We start from the raw sequence: 19739 nt of genomic DNA on the forward strand, positions 1-19739 counted from the left end.
CGGCCAGGATGTCGTCCTCCGACCCGAGCGACATCGCCGGACAACTGCACACGAGCTCGAAATTTGCGCTGCTCAAAGCCATGCACACGGTTTTTTCACGCCGTTCCGTTCTGGCGCATTTGAACGTCAACGGACAGGGCGCACAAGAAGGAATAAAGCCATGACCATCCGACACGCCGGCGTCGTAGACACCGTCGTTCTGCCGGTGTCCAGTGAACACGGGAGCGGTTTCAAGGAACGGCGCATATTGCCCTCCAAGCATCGACGAATGGTCGGCCCTTTTGTCCTCTTCGAACAGATGGGCCCCGCGGTGTTCAATACGGGCCAGGGTTTTGACACTGGATCGCATCCCCATATCGGTCTCGCGGCCGTGACCTACCTGATCGACGGGGAGATCGTTCACCGGGACAGTCTTGGGTAAGGCGCAGGCCCTTCGCCCCGGTGAAGTCAGCTGGATGACGGCCGGTTCGGGGATCGTCCATTCGGAGCGGACGTCGCTGGAGGCTCTAGCATCCGGCAGCAATTTTTTCGGCATTCAGGCCTGGGTCGCCCTTCCTTGCAAGGATGAGGAAGTCGCCGCCGATTTTGCCCATTATAATGAACTGGAGATACCGAGGACGTGTGCCAGGGGCGTGGAGTTCACCTTGATCGCAGGAACCTCGAACGGATTGACCTCGCCCGTCAAAACCTTCTCTGACATGGTGTTCGCCGAAATCGTGCTCACCAGCGGTGCACGATACCAGATCAAGCCCGGTCACCACGAGCGGGCGGTGTATGTCGTCGCCGGCGAAGTTGAGATCGTCGGCCGGACGGGCTCGTTCCGCGAGGCCGAATTGATACTGCTCGAACCCGGCGCCGAGATCGTGCTTAAGGCGCCGGCCTTTCATTCAGCCCGGCTGATGCTGATGGGAGGCGAGCCCTTTTCCGAACCGCGGCACGTCTACTGGAACTTCGTCTCCTCCTCCGCTGAACGGATCGAGCGGGCCAAGACCGATTGGCGTGAACGCCGCTTCCCTGGAGTGCCCGGAGAGCATGATTTCGTGCCCCTGCCGGAGGATCTAGACCAGGCCGCAGATCGCCGCCCTGATCTGCCCTTGGGCAGGCCACATGGGGGTGACGGCGGAACGTGCATGCCGGCCGGCCGCCGCACAAAGCATGGAGGTGGACGGAACTTCGCCTGTTCGAGGGTATGCGGCGGCAGCCGATGCCGCATTACCGCGGCATCGAGCGGATCCGGGTCATGGTGTCCTCGTCGAGTCGTCGTAACTGGCTTCTGAGAACAGCGTCAACGACGCGTGCAGTTTGCAGGCGTCGGTATCGCCGAAGACGGTGCGGGCGCTGAAGTGGACCAGCTGGACGCCAGTTGGCGGCGCGACCAAAACCTCCCAGCTCCTGTGTCGGCCCCTCCTTACCCCGGGTGCGTTCGAATATGCCGAGCTAACCCTCGGCCGACCGGCTAGAGTGGTCACTCCTGAAGTGCAGCGGTCCTAGACCTTCGGATCATCCGACCGAGCAGTGCGTCGAATATTTTCGCGCGCCAAGAGGGCGCATTCTCCTGGGCATCGAACGACCGCCGCACAGGAGCAAAAACGTGCAGAAGATCATAAGAGCTCTGGTCCTTGTTTATGCATTCTGCGTGTCGGACGGCGCGACGCCGCAGGCCGCGCCCCTCGCCGTCGACGGGTCGCCGGCGCTGATCGTCTCGCATCCCGGCGCGGTCGCCTCGCTTATCGAGCTAGCCGCCGTATCGGCGCAGTGACGAATCGGGCCGCCTCGCGCGGGCTGCGTTCGACAAGTGCAAGCCTCAGGAGACATCGACATGAAAATCATGGTCATTGGCGGCACTCGGTACATCCGGTCAGCGACCGTCGAGAGGTTGCGTCAGGAGGGGCACGACGTCGTGGCGGCGTTGCCGCAACGGCGTGCGCTCACAACAGTGGCACCTCGTGATCCCGGCCATGCTGGCAGACCTCTTCGGGAATTCCTCGAAAACACCGCCTCCGTCCTGCGCCATCTATGGCGACATCATTGGCTCGGCCTACTACGGCACCGCCTCGGTGGTCATGGGGTCCGGGGCCAAGCAAGCGGCGGCTGCGAAGACAGTGTCGCTTGAGCCGACCCCTTCGGCTAGCGGTCGGGCGAGCCGCCGAGGCGCCTGTCTCTCATTGACGAATGCAGGACCGGCACGGTGAGGACCCGTCGGAAGTGTTCCGTGCAGATCTTTTCGAAGTCAGAAACAGGAGAATGCTATGAAAATCGTGGTTATTGGCGGCACCGGCCTCATCGGCTCGAAGACCGTCGAGAGATTGCGCAAGAAGGGCCATGACGTTATCGCGGCGTCGCCGAACTCAGGCGTCAACACCATCACTGGCGAGGGCCTGGCCGAGGCTCTCGCGGGAGCGCAGATCGTCATCGACCTGGCGAATTCGCCCTCGTTCGAAGACAAGGCCGTCCTTGAGTTCTTCGAGACCTCCGGCAGAAACCTGCTTGCTGCGGGAAAGGCGGCCGGCGTGAAGCACCACATCGCGCTCTCGATCGTGGGCGCCGAGCGCCTGCCAAAGAGCGGCTACATGCGCGCCAAGATGGCCCAGGAAAAGCTGATCCGGGATTCCGGCATCCCTTACACCATCGTTCACTCAACGCAGTTCTTCGAGTTCCTGGGCGGCATCGCCCAGGGCGGAACGGTGGGCGACATTGCAACCGTTTCGTCCGCGTATTTCCAGCCGATCGCCTCCGAAGATGTCGCCGACATCATGACCGACGTGGCGCTCTCGGCGCCGGTCAACGGGGTGATCGAGATCGCCGGGCCCGAGCCTTTCCGCATGAACGAACTGGTCGCGCGGTTTCTTCAGATCGCCAACGATCCCAGGAAAGTGATCGGCGATCCCCATGCGCTCTACTTCGGCACCGAGCTGGATAATCCCTCGCTCGTCCCCGGTGTAGGCGCCCGAATCGGTTCAAAATCATTCGAAGACTGGATCGAACACGCCCCGCAGCGGCGAAGCGGCGTTGCGGCGTAACGGCACCCTCTGAAGAGCTGCCCTTCGCGCCACCGGCAAGTCGCCGAGCCGTTCTCCTCGGCGCCGTCCCCGCGAGCGTCGCAACCGGCCCGCCCAAATCAACGCTCGCGCAAGAGGCAGCCGACCAAGCGCCTAACTTGCGTAGCTCACAGCAAGGATCAAGCAACATGAGCACCATCACCACCCAGGACGGCACTGAGATCTACTACAAGGACTGGGGTCCGAAGGACGCCCAACCGGTCGTCTTCCACCATGGCTGGCCGCTCAGCGCCGACGACTGGGACACGCAGATGCTTTTCTTCGTCAGCCAAGGATATCGCACCATCGCCCATGACCGGCGTGGACACGGCCGCTCCACACAGGTCAGCGACGGCCACGACATGGATCACTACGCCGCCGATGCTGCCGCCGTGGTTGAGCATCTCGACCTGAGCAATGCCATCCACATCGGTCACTCCACCGGGGGCGGCGAAGCCGCTCATTATGTCGCGCAGCATGGCCAGCCTCAGGGTCGGGTTGCGAAGCTCGTGCTGATCGGCGCGGTTCCGCCCCTCCTGGTGAAGACACCTGCCAATCCGGGCGGCGTGCCGATGGAAGTGTTCGACGAAGGGCGCAAGGCACTCGCCGCCGACCGGGCACAATACTATCTCGATTTCGCGAGCGGTCCCTTTTACAGCTTCAACCGGCCGGGTGCGAAACCAATTTCGGGCGTCATTCAGAACTGGTGGCGGCAGGCCATGATGGGCAGCGCCAAGGCGCAGTTTGACGGCATCAAGGCCTTTTCGGAAACCGATTTCACCAACGACCTTAAGATCATCGACGTGCCGACACTGGTCATGCACGGCACGGACGATCAGATCGTGCCCATTGCCGGTTCCGCGCCGCTATCCGCAAAGCTTCTAAAGAACGGCACGCTCAAGATCTATGAGGGCTTTCCGCACGGAATGTGTACCACCCATGCCGATGTGGTGAACGCCGAGTTGCTCACCTTCATTAGGTTCTAGGCTCACGCCGTGCCCTCAGGCGAGAGCCCGATCGCCGGCCGTCCTCCCCTCCGGCCGGCGATCCCCCCCAATCTCAACCGCACCAGGAGCCAGACAAATGATCAGGACCATACTCTACAGCACCGCTGCTATCGCCGCGTTCATCGCCACCGCCGCGCTGGCCGACAATACGGCTAGCGCTTTCAAGAACGTGAAGCTCGTTTATGATCATCCGCTTCCGAACGTGCCCGGCAAGAGCATGAGAGGTGTGCTCGTCGAATATGAGCCAGGCGGCAACTCGCCCGCGCACCTCCATCCCAAATCTGCCTTCATCTACGCCACGGTTCTCGAAGGCGCGATCAAGAGCAAGGTGAATGATGGACCTGAAGTCACCTATCGCGCCGGCGAAAGCTGGTCGGAGTTTCCCGGTGACCGTCATGCCGTCAGCGCCAACGCCAGTGCGACCGAACCCGCCCGGCTGCTGGCCGTGTTCGTCGTCGACACCGGCGACACGGAGCTCGTGCTGCCCTTCGAAGAGTAAGATCGGGATTTCATCGTCCTGCTGAACGGGAAAACCGCCGCCCGAAGCATTGACGAGCTCGGCGGCACGGCATGCAACCAAGGACGGCGGCAATGCTCATCGACAAACTGCATGCCTTCACATCGCCGCGCCTCGCCGTGATCGACGTCAATGCGACGGTGCAAGCGGCCGCGCTTTCGCTTTCCAGGCCCGGCGGCCGCGCCGCGGCGCTAGGTTTCGCCGTGCAAGGTGCGAAGGTTCTCGTCACCGGGCGCCGCCCGACAATTCTGGACGGCGCATAGCACCCTAACATCAGGGGCCTCCCGCTCAAACGGCGCGGCATTCCCCACGACATGGCCAGGTGGATCGTTCATCTCGCCGATCCGGAATCGCGTTGGGCGACCAGGTGATCGCCGTCGACGGAGGGCCTGGGCCCCAATTGATGGCCTGCCCTCCGAAGGTCAGGTGGCTACGGCGAGTCCACGCCGGCAGCGCCGACTATACCTGATGCAAATTCCAATGCTTTGGCAAAATCTGGCTGATACTTACCGCGCCAATACAATCTTTAGTATTAGTCGGTATATATTTATAAACTATCGAAATCAAGGAGTTTTATAAGTAAAATTTCCGCACCTGGCAAATAGATCTCGGCATCCAGACTCGAGCCACGAAGCCAAAACGCGGAGAGTACGAATGAGGAATAGACCCACCCTGATCTCGATACCCTTGGGAATCGGAGCCGGCCTGATCTTCACGGTCCCGTCCATCATCCCGCGGATAACATTGGCGGCACCCCCTTCCACAACGGCACCCCCTCCCACCGTCGACGTCATGCAAATCCATCGGAACGTGTCCAGGACAGCGTTGCCGTCCTTCGACGACGAATATCAACGATACATCGGCATTCTTGACGTCCTCAGACTGTATCCCGAGCCTTGAATGTCCAAGCCTCCATGGCGCTTCCGCTGGCGATCTCATCCGCAAACTGGTGCAGGACCAAGACGCGGGAACCCGGCAAGTATCGACACGAAGCGAGGCCAGTCGGCAGTTGCGAAACTTGCCGTCTGGTGGCGAGACTGTAGGACGCTCCTGAAAGCTGCCATCGATGAATGGCCCGTGCGCTTGGCGATCCCAGCGGAACGAGACATCGGCTTCCGCCGAGTCTAGTTCGCGCCGAAGTCACGCATCGCCGCGGGCAGCGTCTCCCATGCCCGGATCAGTTCGCCGATGGAAGTAGCCTCCATCTTGCGCATGACGTTGCCGCGGTGCAGTTTCACCGTCACCTCACTGATGCCGAGATCGAAGGCGATCTGCTTGTTGAGGCGTCCCCGCGCAACCTGACAAAGAACCTCCCGCTCGCGTGGCGTTAGCGTCTCAAAGCGTTCGACATTGCGCTTGACGACCGCAGCTTCCGCCCGCCGCGCGGCATCCATCGCAATGCCCGCAATAACAGCGTCAAGCAGCGTTTGGTCTCGCACCGGCTTGGTGAGAAAATCCACAGCCCCGGCCTTCATCGCCTGGACGGTCATCGGAATGTCGCCATGCCCGGTCAGGAAGATGACCGGCTTGGGATTGCCCGTTTGAGACAGATGACGCTGCAGGTCGAGGCCGCTCGCTCCCGGCATGCGGACATCGAGGATTAGGCAACCGGGTCTGTCCAGTACGTCGGCATCGAGCAATTCGCGTGTGGAGCTGAAGCAGACAGGCTGGAAGCCGGCGGAGAGTATCAATTCGGACAGCGCCTCCTGAACAGACCCATCGTCATCCACAATGATTACGAGTGGCTGCTCGGCGTCGCTCCTCCGCTGCGATGACGACGGCGCCGATCTCCGTAAGTGCGGCTGCTCAACTCTCATGCTCACCTCCATTTTTCGATTTCCGTAAAGCATCGCCGATAGCTCCCAGCAGGACCTGCGCATCGAAGGGCTTGCGGAAGCAACCGCTGACGCCTTGTGCCCGGTCCTGGTCGGCGATCTCGTGGCGGCCGGTGATCAGGAAAACCGGCAGTTCCGGACGCTCCTTCTCCACCAGGCCGCGAAGTTCGAAGCCGTCCATGCCCGGCATCCCGATGTCAGTGATGAGCACGTCAAGGCCGGACAGCCCGCTGATGAGCAACGCCGGCGCTGACGAGAAGCTGCGGGCCGCATAGCCGGCAGACTCCAGCAGATCCTCCAGCGACTCGAGTAGCCTTGGATCGTCATCGACAACCGCCACGACAGGTCTTCCCTTGGTCATGCCCGGTTCACTCCCGCTCGGCGCGAGTGGGTGATCGGTATCTCCAATCGCTCCGCGATCCGCACGAGATCGGCGAGCGACGCCGCCGCCATTTTCTGCATCACGTTCCTTCTATGGATTTCCAGCGTGACTTCGCTGATCCCCAGCTCGGCGGCCGCCTGCTTATTGAGCAGACCGCTCACGACAAGCGGCAGCACCTCGCGTTCGCGTGGCGTCAGCTCACGATAACGTCGCTTTAGCACACCCAGTTCAGCCCGCGCGGACCTCCTTTCCCGATCCTCGGCGATCGCCACCTCGATTGCAGCCATGAGATCCGCATCGCTGAAAGGCTTGGTGAGAAAATCCACGGCGCCATGCTTGATCGCCCGGACGGAGGACGGGATGTCGCCGTGCCCTGTTATGAAAACGATCGGCGGATGATCTCCTTTCCCGATCTGCCTCTGCAGATCGAGGCCGTTAATGTCAGGCAGCTCGACGTCGAGGATGAGGCATGCCGGGACGTCCGGTTTATCCGCACCGATGTATTCGCCTGCCGATCCGAAAGCAGCGGCGCGGATGCCGTGCGAATCCAACAGTTCGCTCAGCGCCTCCCGGATGCGCGCGTCGTCGTCGACGATGAAGACGATATGGTCATACGTGGTCATGCCGCTGCTTTCGCTTCGACGGGTAGTGTGAAGATGAACGTCGCTCCTTGCGGCTTGTTCGTCTCCACCCACAACCGCCCGCCGTGAGCCTCGACGATCGAACGGCAGATCGCGAGCCCCATGCCCATGCCGTTCGCTTTCGTCGTGATGAACGGCTCGAATATCTTGTCGGGAAACGCGACCCCCGCGCCGCGATCGCTGATTTCCGTTTGGACCACATCGCCCATCCCGCGGGCCCTCACCCCAAGAACCCGGTCATCTGCAATGGAGTCCATCGCATCCATGCCGTTGCGAATGAGGTTCACCAGAACCTGTTGTATGTGTACGCGATCCAGCGCGACAAGCGGCAGGCCGCTTTCGACATCGACATCCATGCGGACACGCCGCCGCGCCGCCTCCTCGGCCATGAGATTGAGCGCCTCGGCTATGATGCTACCGAGCGTCGTGCGATTCCTCGGCTCCACGGATTGCCTGAACAATGCGCGGATCCGGCTGACGACCTCCGCTGCCGAGTTGGCGTCCCGGATGATGCGCTCGGCTGTGATCTTCGCGCGCTCGAGATTTGGGGGTTCGGCCGAAAGCCAACGGTGGCATGCACTGGAGTTGGCCACGATCGCGGAAAGTGGTTGGTTCACCTCATGCGCGATGGATGCCGAGAGCTCGGCAAGGCCGGCTGCCTGGCTCGTACGCGCAAGCCTTTCCTGCGCCAGACGGAGCTCTTCCTGCGCCCGAACCTCTCCATCGATGTCGATGGAAATGGCATACCATTGCATGATCGCTCCGCTTTGGTCCCGCACCGGTTCCCCGCGGACGTCCATCCAGCGATACGCGCCATCCGCATGACGCATACGATATTTCATGGAGTAGGGCTCGCCGGTGGCGAAGGAGTGGCGGGCCGTCTCCAGCAGGCGGGCTGCATCTTCGGGATGGATTAGAGTCTGTATGGTTGCCGCCAGTCGGCTCATGTCCGGCTTGTCCAGTTGCGCCAGGTCGTTCAAGCCGAAGAAGTCGAGCAAGCGCTTGTTGAAGAAGGTCGGCTCGCCTTTCGGCGTCAGACGTCTGATATGGGCAGGAACCATGTTCACAAGATGCGAGAGTTCGCGCTCCCGGTCGCGCAAGGCTTCCTGTGCGCGCATCTCATCGTCGACGTCGAGAGCGACGGCGTACCATTGCACAATCGCTCCACTTTGGTCCCGCAGCGGCTCCGCGCGGCCTTCCATCCATCGATACACGCCGTCCGCACGGCGCAGGCGATACCTTGAGGAGAAGAGCTCGCCAGTGACGAAGGAGTGGTTGAGTCTTTCCCCAAATTTGACTGCTTCATCGGGATGGATGACGGCCGCTATGGCGGCCGCCAGCCGGCTCATGCCCGGCTTTTCCGTATCCGGTACGTCGAGACCGAGAAAATCGATCAGGCGCTTGTTGAAGAAGGTCGGCTCGCCGTCGGGCGCTAGACGTGAGATCGCGACCGGAACTACATCGACAAGTAGCGCAAGCTCCCGCTCCCGCTCGCGCAACGCCGCCAGCGCGCGCATCTCATCATCGATGTCGAGATTAATTCCGTACCATTGCACAATCGCTCCGTCCTGATCGCGCAGAGGCTCCATTCGGCCCTCCGCCCAGTGATATGCTCCGTCCGCCTCGCGCCGACGATACCGCATCACGAACGTGTCGCCGGTTTCGAAACATTTCCGTACCCGGCGCTGCACCTCGGGAGCATCGTCGGGATGAAGTAGGTCCTGCACCAATCTCGCGATGCGTGGCTCTTCGAGAGCATCGAGGTCCGGAATCACCGTGCGGAGATAGTCCTCGTAGCGCTTGTTGAAGCGGACCGGCCCGCCGGTGGGGGTCGTGCTGAAGGCGCGGATCGGCAAGGCATCGATCATCTGCCGGAGTTGCTGCTCGCTCCGTCGCAGCGCTTCTTCGGCATGCATCTGATCGTCTATATCGTGACAGAGGCCGTACCACTGGGCGATACGCCCGTCCTGATCCCGCAATGGCTCGGCGCGGCTCGACATCCAGCAGTAGGTCCCGTCGAGACGACGCAAGCGATACCGCATCGCAAAGACCTCGCCGGTGGTGAGGCACTGGCGGAGCGTGTCCCCGAACGCTACCGCGTCGTCCGGGTGGACGGTTTCTATGACCGCCCCCAGCCGGCTCATGCCCGGTTTGTCCAAATCCGCCACGTCCAGGCCGAGAAACTCGACCATGCGCTTGTTGAAGAAAATCGGCTCGCCGTCGGGCGCGAGACGCCAGACGTGGCTTGGAACCATATCGACAAGCTGCGAAAGCTCCCGCTCCCGGTCGCGCGAGGTGACCAGCGCCAGCTGACGTTGCCGAGATATGGCCGCCACGATGAGCGCCGAAAATGCCGAGATTGCCAGGAAAAGCTGCAGCATGACCTGCCTTTGTCTCTGGAACTCGGGAGCGCCGACAAACTGGCTGTCGCCGGATATCGTGAGCGCCATCGTGATCAGGGCGAGGAGCGTCAAGGCGACGGCGGCGCCTCTGAACTCGAAGCGCGCCGCGGCCCAGAGAAGGGGCGGCATGATGATGTAGGGGGTGGGCAGGTAGACGTCGCTCAAGGAAAACGCGGCAACTCCCAGGAAGATCAGACCCAGGACGCCGGCTTCCACCCGCTGTGCGGGAGGGAGTTGGGTCTTGCTGCGCCAATACTGGATCACGACCAGCGCCGGTGGCGCTACGAGCAGGATTCCGGTGGCGTCGCCAATCCAAAACAGCGGCCATACCGCCGTGAAAGTTTGCGATTCTATGCCAAACCACGCAAGCGTCGCGCTTCCGACCGTCGCGCTTACCAGGGGTGCAACTCCTGCGCCCAGAACGACGAATGCGAGAACTTCCTGCAAGGCTTCCAGCCGGACCGGGCGCCCGCATGTCCGGTTCACCAGCGTTGCGCCGACAGTCGCGCCAAGGGCGTTGCCGACATAGATCAGGAAGCCAGCAGGCAGCGGACTGTGGAACCACACGAGCTGCGCGACCATCTCCGCCAGGCAGCCCGCCAATATCCACCACGGCCAGCTGTAACGAGAGGTGAGAATGAGCGTCGCGATGAAAACGCCGCCCGGAGGCCAAATGGAAACGGTTATTCCGGGGACGATTGCGAGCGCCTGGGCGAACCCGCAGCCTAGTACATATGCCGCGAAAAAAAGCCCCAGGTGCAGGAATTGGGGGCGCTGCGACCAGACGGACATCATCGGCTTCTCCTGCCGGGCAAAGAAGGGCTGGGGATTGTCGGCGATGGGTGTAGCACGTCTCCGCGATAGGTGGGCTGGCGAACTCATGGCCCACTCTATTCCCGCCATTCCCTGGCTGCACCTCATGGAAATCCATGAGCCCAGCCGTTCCTAGTCTTCCGGATGATGCCGCCTAGACCAGTCGAGCGGAGACATGCCCTCTCGCATGATGGCTCGGTTGGGTTCATCCCGACATGATTTGCGGGCGATAAACCAGCTTCAAGGAGACACTCATGAACGTCGCCACCAAGCCGCAAGCGCAGGCCGGAACCCAGAATGGACCTCGCATCAACTGGGCCAAGCAATCTCCCGAACTCGTGAAGAAGTTCACCGAGGTTGTCATGGCTCTCCGTGCAAGCTCGATCGAGGAGTCCATCCTCAATCTTGTCGATATTCGTGCTTCGCAGCTCAACGGCTGCTCCTTCTGCCTCGACATGCACGTCAAGCAGGCCAAGATGCACGGCGAGCGCGAACTGCGCCTCTACCACTTGGCGGCGTGGAGGGATTCGACCCTGTTCACCCCGCGCGAGCGCGCCGCACTCGCATGGACGGAAGTCCTGACCAAGCTGCCGGACCAGGGCGTTCCGGACGAGATCTATGACCGCGTCCGCACGCAGCTGTCGGAGAAGGAGATTTCCGACCTCAGCTTCGCTGTCAGGGTAATCAACTCGTGGAACCGCCTCAACGTCGGCTCCAAGACCGTGCCGGGTTCCGCCGATGCAATGTATGGCCTGGACAGGGCGGGGCTCAATTAACCGATTACCGACCGGCGGCGCGGCTCTCGCCGTGTCGCCGCTGATCCTTGGCGGTGGCCAATGACCCACCAGGGAGAGCGCCTTTCGAGAAGCAAATGCGTATCGCTGAATCGCGGCGGTCGGCTCCCGCCGCCTTTGCTGCTGGTTCCATCTCACAGCAATCCGAGAACTCACCCAGGCCTAGCCGGACACTTCGCCCTGCCTGCTCGGTAGTCGCAGCTCTGTTCCATCCCGCCCTTCAGGTTTCGAGTTCCGACGCCGGCTCGTCGCGCTCGGGCCCTGCCCAGACTGCCAATCCAGCGACACCGCGCGACGGGCCGGGCATCCATGATCGTGGCAGCCACGGCGAAGCACCGGTGGACAATCTCTCCACGACGTTTGTCAGGCTGGCAACCGCGCCTCTTCCACTTGCCTCGGATTCCCGTCGACGGGGACGCTCGAGGCCAAGTTTGGAGACGGCCAGCTCGGGGTCATATCGGGCGTCGGCGCTATCGGCATCGGAACCGCACTCAGCGCCAGGGACGACTGGTGCTTTCTCGTGTATCGGGCGAGGCCGATCTTGATCGTGACCAGCACGGGCGCGGCAACCACGAACAGCAGCGCGACTGCGTTGAATGCGGTGTCGAAGGCGATCACTGTGGACTGACCGGCGACCGCTCTGCCCAGCAGGCTCGTCGCTGCCCGGCCAGCTGCCACGGGATCCGTTCCTTTTGCCGCGAGCATGGTTGTCGTCGTCGCCAGACGCTCGCTGACCGCGGGAATGCCAGCCGTGACGTTGGCGCCAAGCACCGCGACATTCGCGGCGACGTTATTCTCGATCAACGTCTGCAGCCAGGCGACACCTACGAGGCCGCCAAGCTGGCGACCCGTGTTGAAGAGGCCTATGCCGGATGCGAGGTTCTGGTCGTTGAGCTTGGTGAAGGCGATGAGGGTGATCGACAGGAACAGGAAGCCGAGGCCGAGGCCACGCAACAGGATGGCCGGCATCATGTCATCCGCGCCGCTCTCAATGGTCGAACCGGACAGCATCCACATCGCGACCATGATCATCAGGATTCCCAAGGGCACCGTCGCGATCGGAGGAATGCGCCGGATCTGCATGAGGAAAGCAGCGGTGAGAAGCGCGCCGATGAAAAGCACGCCGCTCGGCAACAGGAGCAGGCCGGCGTCGGTTGGGGTGAATGCAAGGACGGATACGGCGAACGACGGGATCAGCAAAGCGCTCCCGAACAAGGCGGCGCCGGCGACGAAACTGACGATGAACGCGAAGGAGAAATCCTCCGACTGGAACAAGGTGAAATCCAGCAGGCCCTGGCCTTTGGCCATCGCCTGTTGGCCGATAAACGCCAGCAGCGCGGCCGTGCCGATCACTGTCAGCCACCGGATGCGGGGTTCCTCGAACCAGTCCCATCGGCTGCCCTGGCTAAACACATAGGTGAAGCAGAAGAGTGTGGTGAAGACGAGCGAGAAGCCGATCCAGTCGAACGGTTGGCGTGCGACTTTGACGGGCGCTGGGCAGTCCGCGAGCAGCAGGAAACCGGCCGCCGCCAGCGACACTGGAACGACACTGAAGAAGATCCACAGCCATGACTGGCTGTCGAGCAACCAGCCCTGAAGGGCAGGGGCGATCGTCGCGGGGGCAACGACCGAACCGATTGCGAACAGGGCCTGGAGAATCGGTTGGTGGCGTCGCCGATAGGCAAGAAAAATGATCGCCTGCCCCGCGACGAGCAGGATGCCTCCGGAGAAGCCTTGCATCACGCGGAGCAGGACGAGCAGGTCCAATCGAGCCGTGATGGCGGCAATGGCGCAGGCCGTGCCCATGACCAGGGCCGAGCTGACGATCAGGCTGCGTGGGTTCATACGGTTCATCAGCCAGGCCGCGGCCATGAACCCGATCAGCTTCGGAGCGGTATATCCGACATCCAGCCAGGCGAACTCATCGGGTGTTGCATACGTATCGCCGATGATGTCGCCGCGCCCGAGCGACAGGACCGTGCTGGCGATCGCCTCTGTCAGAGTGGCGAGTATTATGCCCGCGACGAGAAGGGCTCCTGTTGCTGGTCGGTTGCGGTCCGGGTTGGCGATGACCACTGCGGTCATGAGTCTCTACCGCGATCAATCTCGACACGCGCGGACAGGCCGGGCACGAGCCGACCGGGCAGCGGATTGCCGATAAATCGGATCTTAACCGGAACGCGCTGAACGACGCGAACGAAGTTTCCTGTCGCATTGTCTGCGGGGAGCAAACTGAAGGCAGACCCACTGCCGGGCGCAAAGCTGTCCACCATCCCTTCAATCGTCTCGTTTGGGTAGCCATCGATGGTGATGCGGACGTGTTGACCGGACTGGATATGTGCGATCTGGGTTTCCTTGAAGTTCGCCACGACCCACAGATCATTGACAGGAACAATATCGAGCAGAGAGGCACCCGGCGCCACAAGCCGGCCGATGCGAACCTGGCGGTTGCCGACGACGCCGTCTAGCGGCGCGCGAACCACGGCGTTGTCGAGGTCGATTTGAGCGAGTTCCTCCGCGGCCCGTGCCTGCGCTACCGCGGCCACCGCGGCTTCGCGCTGCGCGTCGAGCACGGCGATGCGTTGCCGCTGTGCCTCCAGTGCTGCCGATGCCGCCGCCACGGCCGCTTCGGCCCTCGACCGCGCGGCATCGCTTTCGTCGACCTCGGCCTGGCTTACGGCGTTAGTACGAATAAGCTCGCGGCGGCGGCCGGACGCCTTGGTCGCGAGGTTCAGCTCGGCCTCGGCCGAACGCGTCTGGGCCTCGGCCTGCCTGATGAGGGCATGCTGAAGCTGGACTTCCGCGTTGACGTTGCCAAGGCGCGCCTGAGCGGCTTCGACATTGGCCACAGCCTGCGCGAGCCGCGCGCGGTAGTCGCGGTCGTCGATGCGGAACAGGACGTCACCCGCCCGGACGGCCTGGTTGTCCCGAACCTCTACCGCGGTGACGTAGCCCGCGATCTTCGGCGCAAGCCCGGTCACATCCCCCCGGACGTACGCGTTGTCGGTAGACCTGTCATCCGAACGGGCCCAAGCCCATCCTGCGCCAAGGACGACTACGGCTGCGAGGCACAGCAGCAGGCCGATCGTCTTTTTCCTGCTATGTTGCGGCATGACGGCCTCCGGTAATAAGCGTTACCATTGACGTCTATGGTAATGGTTGTTACCAGTCAAGGGATGGACTGGAGTGGATGAATGGCTGCTGCAAGGACCATACGGCGCAACGGCCGCCGGGAGGCTCTTCTTCAAGCGGCTGCCGAGATCTTTTTCGAACAAGGCTACGCCGCGACGAGCATCGACGCGATCATCGAACGCGCCGGCGGATCGAAACGCAACATTTACAATGAGTTCGGCAACAAGGAGGGCCTGTTCTCGGCTATCGTCAAAGAAAGCGCAGACAATCTGCTGTCGCCCTTGGTGATCGAGGAAATAGAAGGCCACGATCTGCGGGCGACACTGACGGCATTCGGCCGGCATTCCATGGACGCCTACATGTCTCCCACCTTGATCGGAATCTACCGAATTGCCGTTACCGAGGCCAACCGCTTCCCCGATCTCGTGAAGTCGTTTTACGAACAAGGGCCAGGACGGACTGCGGTCCGGCTCGCCGAGGTCCTCGAAGCCGCCAGGGAACGGGGGGAAATCCAGGCGGACGATTGCTCGCGTCTGGCCGGGCACTTTGTCGGCATGACCCGCGACAACCTGCATCTGCAGGTCGTTCTCGGGCTCCGGCCCCCGCCGTCGGACGAAGAAGCACGGGAGGCGGTTGCTTGTGCTGTGGAAATCTTCCTGAACGGCGTTCGACGCAGCCGGAAGTAGAAGGGCAATCGTTGCCGTCAGCATCGGGCCGTTTGGCGAAAAGTCGAGCGGCGTGCCCCGTTCGAGCAGGCCTCGACGCCGAAATGCCTCACGGGCCTCATGAACGATCCGCCTCACATCGTCGGCGCAGACGCTGTCGCGCCGCATCAGATGCTGGACGATAGGATCGTCAAGCATCTCTTCGAGTGTTGGTTCGGAATTCACGGGGTCCATGATCTGTTCTCTTGCCGGTTCGGGCTTGCGGCGCGGGTTTTCACGCGCAACTCGCCGAAGCATCCCAGGGGACGGTCGCGGAAACAGTTCGGCGCGCGCCCGTCCCCTGGTGCCTGGCCTTCCATGAAATTATCTGACGTCGGACCTGGAAAGCATCTGCGCCTTGCGGCCGCTCGAAAGCTGGATGATGGCGATCGTCGCGACGCAAAGCCCAACCAAGACGTGCGTCCACGTCGCAGCCTGCGCCGATCCGAAGCCGAGCAGGAACGGAGCGGCTACGCCCCAGCACCCCAAGCCGAGATTGGACCACTCCGTCCATGCTCCGTAGCGGTAGAGCGCCACGGCGGAGCAGCAGGCAATTAGCGCGCCGACGATCCCCGCGTTCCAAGCCGCGGCGGGCGTCTCGGTGAATGCTAAGGCAGCGCAGGCCAGACCTGCGCCCAGAACGAGGTTGGTCCACTCCAACCCCTTGCTCGGTACTTCATTTGTCATCTTCGTCTCCTTCTCCAGTCCGGCTCCGCACCACGCCATCGATGTCGGGGGCGGCCAATGCGAGGAGAATGACGCGGTCCCGCGCAGCAGCCTATTCTACGCAGGCATCTGTCGGGCGATGCTAAGGTCTAGTGCAGCTGAGCGCGGTGCTGGCGGAGAATATCGAAGCGCTTGGGGTCACAGCGTTCCTGGGCGTAGGAAATCCGCCTTCTTACTGTCGGACATGCTCCTGCCGGAGAAGAGCCTGACGTTGAGGATGCCGATCACAGGCGCCTGTCGGCGAATTCAGGGCTGTCTTTCCAAAGAGTGCCAGCCGCCAACCCGGCGTATCCGAGGTCATAGACAGCTTGCATATAGCTGGCGTTGTAAGGATCAAGCATCGAATAGGGAACTTGAGCGTCAATGGTCGCAAGGTGGAAACGTGCCCCGGTCAGTTTGGCATAGTTGTAGAGGATAGCCAGTTCGCTCTGTGTCTGTGACTTGAGGAGGATGGAATACGCTCTTGCGATCACGGACAACGTTCTATTCCGCGTGGTGGCGAATTCAGGTATGAGCGCGTTGTTTACGATCACATGGAAATCGACACTCTGACGTTTCGCCGGCACGAGAGGGTTCGTGCTTGCCAGAATTGCCTGCGGAAGTATCAGGACTTGCGACGTCGACCCTCCATCGGAATGCATTTCCTGGAAGCGACGCCCTCCTGACTCGGCTTCGATCATGACCGCCGGATAAACGCCCGGAATGCTCGCCGAAGCGGCCATAACGTCCTGAAACAGCTTCAGCGCGTCCAATCGGCCGCTGTTGGCGATGGCGCCCATGTTCCACACGACCGCCCGCTGGGTGTCGAGATTCGTCGTGAGGACCAGGAGGCGGCGGCCTTTGCGATGCTCGGCTGCAACCTGCTGCAGGACCGCTTGTGTGATGAACTCCTCGACCATCCGCCTCATTGGCGTGGATCTCAGTAAGCTCGATCCGATCAAGCCCACGGGAAATTTGGTTGCGACAAGATCGTCGGCGACGCCGCTTGTAAAGAGATGCACCAGCGTGCCGTCATGAGCCGATCCGAGGAACGCGAATGGCGCGATCAGGGCGCCAGTGCTTACGCCGGTGACTACATCAAATTGCGGGCGGGTCCCGGTCTCGCTCCACGCCGAAAGCACGCCGACGCCGAAGGCGCCTCCACCACCGCCGCCGGAGATCATGAGGACATCGAGGCCATCCGGGTCGGTTGCCGGCGTCCAGTCGCGCAAATCTCCTGCGGCGATCCGAGCGTCCCGATATATCCTGATCTCGCCATAGCCGGCGATCGAAGCCTTCTCTGCTTCCGCTGCGTCAAGGGGTATGTCCGTGGCGGCGATCCGAGTGTCGCAACCCCGGAACCATACGAATGTCGCGACCAGTGCTGCCAGCCCAACGAGCACCGATAATTTCAAAGGGCGCAAACTGAATCTCCAACGTGCTTGGCTTCGTGAACGCCGGAGCAAGTTCGCTTCGCCTGATGCCTCGGATCTCTGAAGTCTCGGTCGAACGCGTGGCTTCCGGTGATGAGACTCGATCGTCATCAGCAGGCCATGACGCCGGCAGTGCGACATGCCCAACGTAGCGCATGGCGTGCCCATCGCTCGGCGAGACGACGTCGGTAATGAGCCGCATGGAGCAGGATATGTGGAAAGCGCGGTTGTAGTCGATTGATTCAAGGATGATGGCGGGCAATACCGCGGTATAGGTCGTCTGTTGCAGTGACGTCGGGAGATCGCAGTTCTATCCGCTGTAACGATGCCTCCGTGCGCGTGAGACGGATAGTCACTGTACAGCGGCTTCTGGCGCAGCAGCAGCCGATCACGGCAATGGAAATGTCCGGCTTCGAAGTGAATGCATAGGGGCCGGAACCGACGGTCCACACAGCTATACCGAGGTCTAGGTCAGCCATTCAAATCGCTAGGTCCGATCACCCTTGGTAGTGTTGCGTTGCCCGCCGCCATACAGGTACGCAAGACTTGACGTAGAGACTACGAATTGGCGGGCTAGCTGACTATCGACGAGTTCCGGCGGCCTCGCGTGAGGCGCAGGTCCTGGTTGACGTGTGACAGAAGCGCGGCTGATACTGACTGCGTGTACGCGGCCAATTCGTGTTCAGCATATCTCCCCGAGGCGAGAGTCATGGGCGCGGCAATTTCAGGAATCGCAGACAGTCCCGTAACAATTCTGGTCGATGATGACGCAACGGTCCGCGACGCGTTGGAGGAGTTGCTGAATTCGGTCGGCATCGACACGATGTCGTTTTCTTCGGGCCAGGAACTGCTGGATGCAAAACTGCCGGACCGCCCGGGCTGCCTTGTTCTCGATGTGCGAATGCCGGGTCTGAGCGGCCTCGATCTTCAGAATCTCCTTGCAACCAAAGGCATACTGACGCCTATCGTGTTCTTGACGGGTCATGGCGACATCGCCATGAGTGTCCAGGCGATGAAGGCGGGGGCAGTGGATTTTCTGACCAAGCCGGTGCGCGACCAGACGTTCCTTGACGCAGTGTCCACCGCTATCGCCAACGACGTCGCGCGAAGAGCAGCATCGACCGTATCGCGCAAGAACGCGACCCTTTATGAAACCCTTACGCCCCGCGAGCGGGAAGTGCTGAGGCTTGTGGTCTCAGGTGCGATGAACAAGCAGATCGCATCCGATCTCGGCATCAGTGAGATCACCGTGAAGCTCCATCGGAGCAACATGACGAAGAAGATGAACGCAAGGTCTATCTCCCATCTCTTCAATATTTGGCAGTCGCTTCCAGCCGATATCCGCTGAGCGCGTTCGGTTGCGGGAGAGGACAGGTGGACAATCAGACGCAGGGCTTCGTAGCTGACGTGGGTAACGGCCGCGACAGGGAGTGGGACGTAGAGGCCGTCTCGAGAGGTCTCAAATGAATCTGGTGTCGACGAAACAACGCCGCGCCGTGGCATTGGCGGTCGGCGCTTCGAGCGTCTTGCTGGCACTATTCGTCAATGAGCCGTCCGGTCTACTGGTCGCGGTGGCGGTCATATGTATCTGCCTCGGCTGGGAGGCCGGCTTGGTGGCCGTTGCCGCGGCCGGTCTGCTTTCACCCGTGATCCTGTTTTCGCTGGAATCGGGGGCCACAAGCGGCGCGGTCCGGTTGACGGTATTTGTCGTCGCGGCGTCAGCCCTATGGTTCGTGATCACGATTTTCAGGACCATAAGCTTCTATGACCGGGTCTACCATGACACTGGACCGAGCATCGCCGAAATTCCGAGCCTCGGATGGTCGGCCTCTCCGGATGGCCGCCTTCGCGTGGTCAATCCTGCGGCGCTCGAGTATGTTGGTGTGACAGCCGATGAGATGCGCCGGATCATGGATGGCGATGATTATCATTGGACACAGTTTATCCATCCGGACGATGTCGAGGCGAGCATGGCGCGATGGCGTCACAGCTTGCAGACGGGCGAGCCTGTGACCGACGAGCATCGTGTGCGTCGGTTCGATGGGACGTATCGATGGTTTCGCGACACCGGGATTGCTTCGCGTGATGAGCACGGAACGATAACCGGCTGGTATGGCTACAAGACGGATATCGACGATCAGAAGAAGGCTGAAGCTGCGTTGCGTGAGCGTGAGCGCGAACTGCGCCTGCTGGTCGATACAGTTCCCACCATGATCTGGCTGATGACGCCTGCAGGAGTACCGTACTATTTCAACAGACGGTTCGTTGATTGGGCGGGTATCAACGCGACTAAGGAGGAACCGCGAGGCACGCGGCAATTCGCCCCGCATGTAGAG

At 61.7% G+C, this 19739-nt stretch carries 16 protein-coding genes and 3 pseudogenes; 11 read left to right on the forward strand and 8 right to left on the reverse strand.

Annotated elements, in window-relative coordinates:
• Positions 1-160 precede the first annotated feature (160 nt).
• The 7 genes and pseudogenes from EOA86_RS01255 to EOA86_RS39865 form a co-directional block, all read left to right on the forward strand.
• Positions 161-1058, forward strand: a pseudogene (locus EOA86_RS01255) (pirin family protein); the annotation flags it as partial.
• A 533-nt stretch (positions 1059-1591) separates the two neighbouring features.
• Positions 1592-1759, forward strand: coding sequence for a hypothetical protein (locus EOA86_RS38375; RefSeq protein WP_164891519.1), 168 nt, complete (start codon positions 1592-1594; stop codon positions 1757-1759).
• 60 nt (positions 1760-1819) lie between these two features.
• Positions 1820-1915: pseudogene (locus EOA86_RS39860) on the forward strand (NmrA family transcriptional regulator); the annotation flags it as partial.
• Between the two features lie 334 nt (positions 1916-2249).
• A pseudogene (locus EOA86_RS01265) lies at positions 2250-2756 on the forward strand (SDR family oxidoreductase); the annotation flags it as partial.
• Between the two features lie 431 nt (positions 2757-3187).
• Complete coding sequence (locus EOA86_RS01270; protein WP_127208284.1) at positions 3188-4024, forward strand: alpha/beta hydrolase; 837 nt, start codon at positions 3188-3190, stop codon at positions 4022-4024.
• 97 nt (positions 4025-4121) lie between these two features.
• Positions 4122-4544: a cupin domain-containing protein gene (locus tag EOA86_RS01275; protein WP_127208283.1), complete on the forward strand. Its 423-nt coding sequence runs from the start codon at positions 4122-4124 to the stop codon at positions 4542-4544.
• 92 nt (positions 4545-4636) lie between these two features.
• The gene (locus EOA86_RS39865; protein WP_245485579.1) at positions 4637-4825 is read left to right on the forward strand and encodes a hypothetical protein; all 189 of its coding nucleotides are present in this window, start codon (positions 4637-4639) and stop codon (positions 4823-4825) included.
• 861 nt (positions 4826-5686) lie between these two features.
• Here the strand turns inward: EOA86_RS39865 and EOA86_RS01285 are convergent.
• From EOA86_RS01285 to EOA86_RS01300, 4 genes are read right to left on the reverse strand one after another with little or no spacing between them, the layout of a single operon-like run.
• Positions 5687-6379, reverse strand: a complete 693-nt coding sequence (locus tag EOA86_RS01285) for a response regulator transcription factor (RefSeq protein ID WP_128340494.1) — start codon at positions 6377-6379, stop codon at positions 5687-5689.
• The gene (locus EOA86_RS01290) at positions 6369-6758 is read right to left on the reverse strand and encodes a response regulator (protein ID WP_127208281.1); all 390 of its coding nucleotides are present in this window, start codon (positions 6756-6758) and stop codon (positions 6369-6371) included. Before EOA86_RS01290 ends, EOA86_RS01285 begins: the two co-directional genes overlap by 11 nt.
• On the reverse strand, positions 6755-7402 hold the full coding sequence (locus tag EOA86_RS01295) for a response regulator (protein WP_128340502.1): 648 nt from the start codon (positions 7400-7402) through the stop codon (positions 6755-6757). Before EOA86_RS01295 ends, EOA86_RS01290 begins: the two co-directional genes overlap by 4 nt.
• Positions 7399-10617, reverse strand: a complete 3219-nt coding sequence (locus tag EOA86_RS01300) for an MASE1 domain-containing protein (RefSeq protein WP_127208280.1) — start codon at positions 10615-10617, stop codon at positions 7399-7401. Before EOA86_RS01300 ends, EOA86_RS01295 begins: the two co-directional genes overlap by 4 nt.
• Before the next feature lie 272 nt (positions 10618-10889).
• Between EOA86_RS01300 and EOA86_RS01305 the strand changes: the two genes are divergently transcribed.
• Positions 10890-11411 (forward strand): carboxymuconolactone decarboxylase family protein, encoded by a 522-nt coding sequence (locus EOA86_RS01305; RefSeq protein ID WP_128340495.1) that lies wholly within the window; start codon positions 10890-10892, stop codon positions 11409-11411.
• A 381-nt stretch (positions 11412-11792) separates the two neighbouring features.
• Here EOA86_RS01305 and EOA86_RS01310 read toward each other — a convergent pair whose 3' ends face one another.
• Together EOA86_RS01310 and EOA86_RS01315 are read right to left on the reverse strand one after the other, a co-directional pair.
• Entirely contained in the window at positions 11793-13514 is a 1722-nt protein-coding gene (locus EOA86_RS01310; protein ID WP_128340496.1) for an MFS transporter, read from the reverse strand.
• A complete protein-coding gene (locus tag EOA86_RS01315) occupies positions 13511-14542 on the reverse strand; it encodes an HlyD family secretion protein (RefSeq protein WP_128340497.1) in 1032 nt (343 codons plus the stop codon). Before EOA86_RS01315 ends, EOA86_RS01310 begins: the two co-directional genes overlap by 4 nt.
• A gap of 81 nt (positions 14543-14623) precedes the next feature.
• Here EOA86_RS01315 and EOA86_RS01320 point away from each other — a divergent pair, with 81 nt between their 5' ends.
• Positions 14624-15247: a TetR/AcrR family transcriptional regulator gene (locus EOA86_RS01320; RefSeq protein ID WP_128340498.1), complete on the forward strand. Its 624-nt coding sequence runs from the start codon at positions 14624-14626 to the stop codon at positions 15245-15247.
• A gap of 342 nt (positions 15248-15589) precedes the next feature.
• Here EOA86_RS01320 and EOA86_RS01325 read toward each other — a convergent pair whose 3' ends face one another.
• Positions 15590-15952, reverse strand: a complete 363-nt coding sequence (locus EOA86_RS01325; RefSeq protein WP_128340499.1) for an SPW repeat protein — start codon at positions 15950-15952, stop codon at positions 15590-15592.
• Between the two features lie 263 nt (positions 15953-16215).
• Positions 16216-17310, reverse strand: coding sequence for a patatin-like phospholipase family protein (locus EOA86_RS01330; RefSeq protein ID WP_245497073.1), 1095 nt, complete (start codon positions 17308-17310; stop codon positions 16216-16218).
• An 802-nt stretch (positions 17311-18112) separates the two neighbouring features.
• Here EOA86_RS01330 and EOA86_RS01335 point away from each other — a divergent pair.
• Complete coding sequence (locus EOA86_RS01335; RefSeq protein WP_127208273.1) at positions 18113-18751, forward strand: response regulator transcription factor; 639 nt, start codon at positions 18113-18115, stop codon at positions 18749-18751.
• A 115-nt stretch (positions 18752-18866) separates the two neighbouring features.
• Positions 18867-19739 (forward strand): PAS domain-containing protein (locus tag EOA86_RS01340; protein ID WP_128340501.1); only part of this gene is annotated, 873 nt, incomplete at its 3' end.

This window comes from Mesorhizobium sp. M5C.F.Ca.IN.020.32.2.1 (assembly GCF_004023105.1).
GTDB classification, from domain to species: domain Bacteria; phylum Pseudomonadota; class Alphaproteobacteria; order Rhizobiales; family Rhizobiaceae; genus Mesorhizobium; species Mesorhizobium wenxiniae.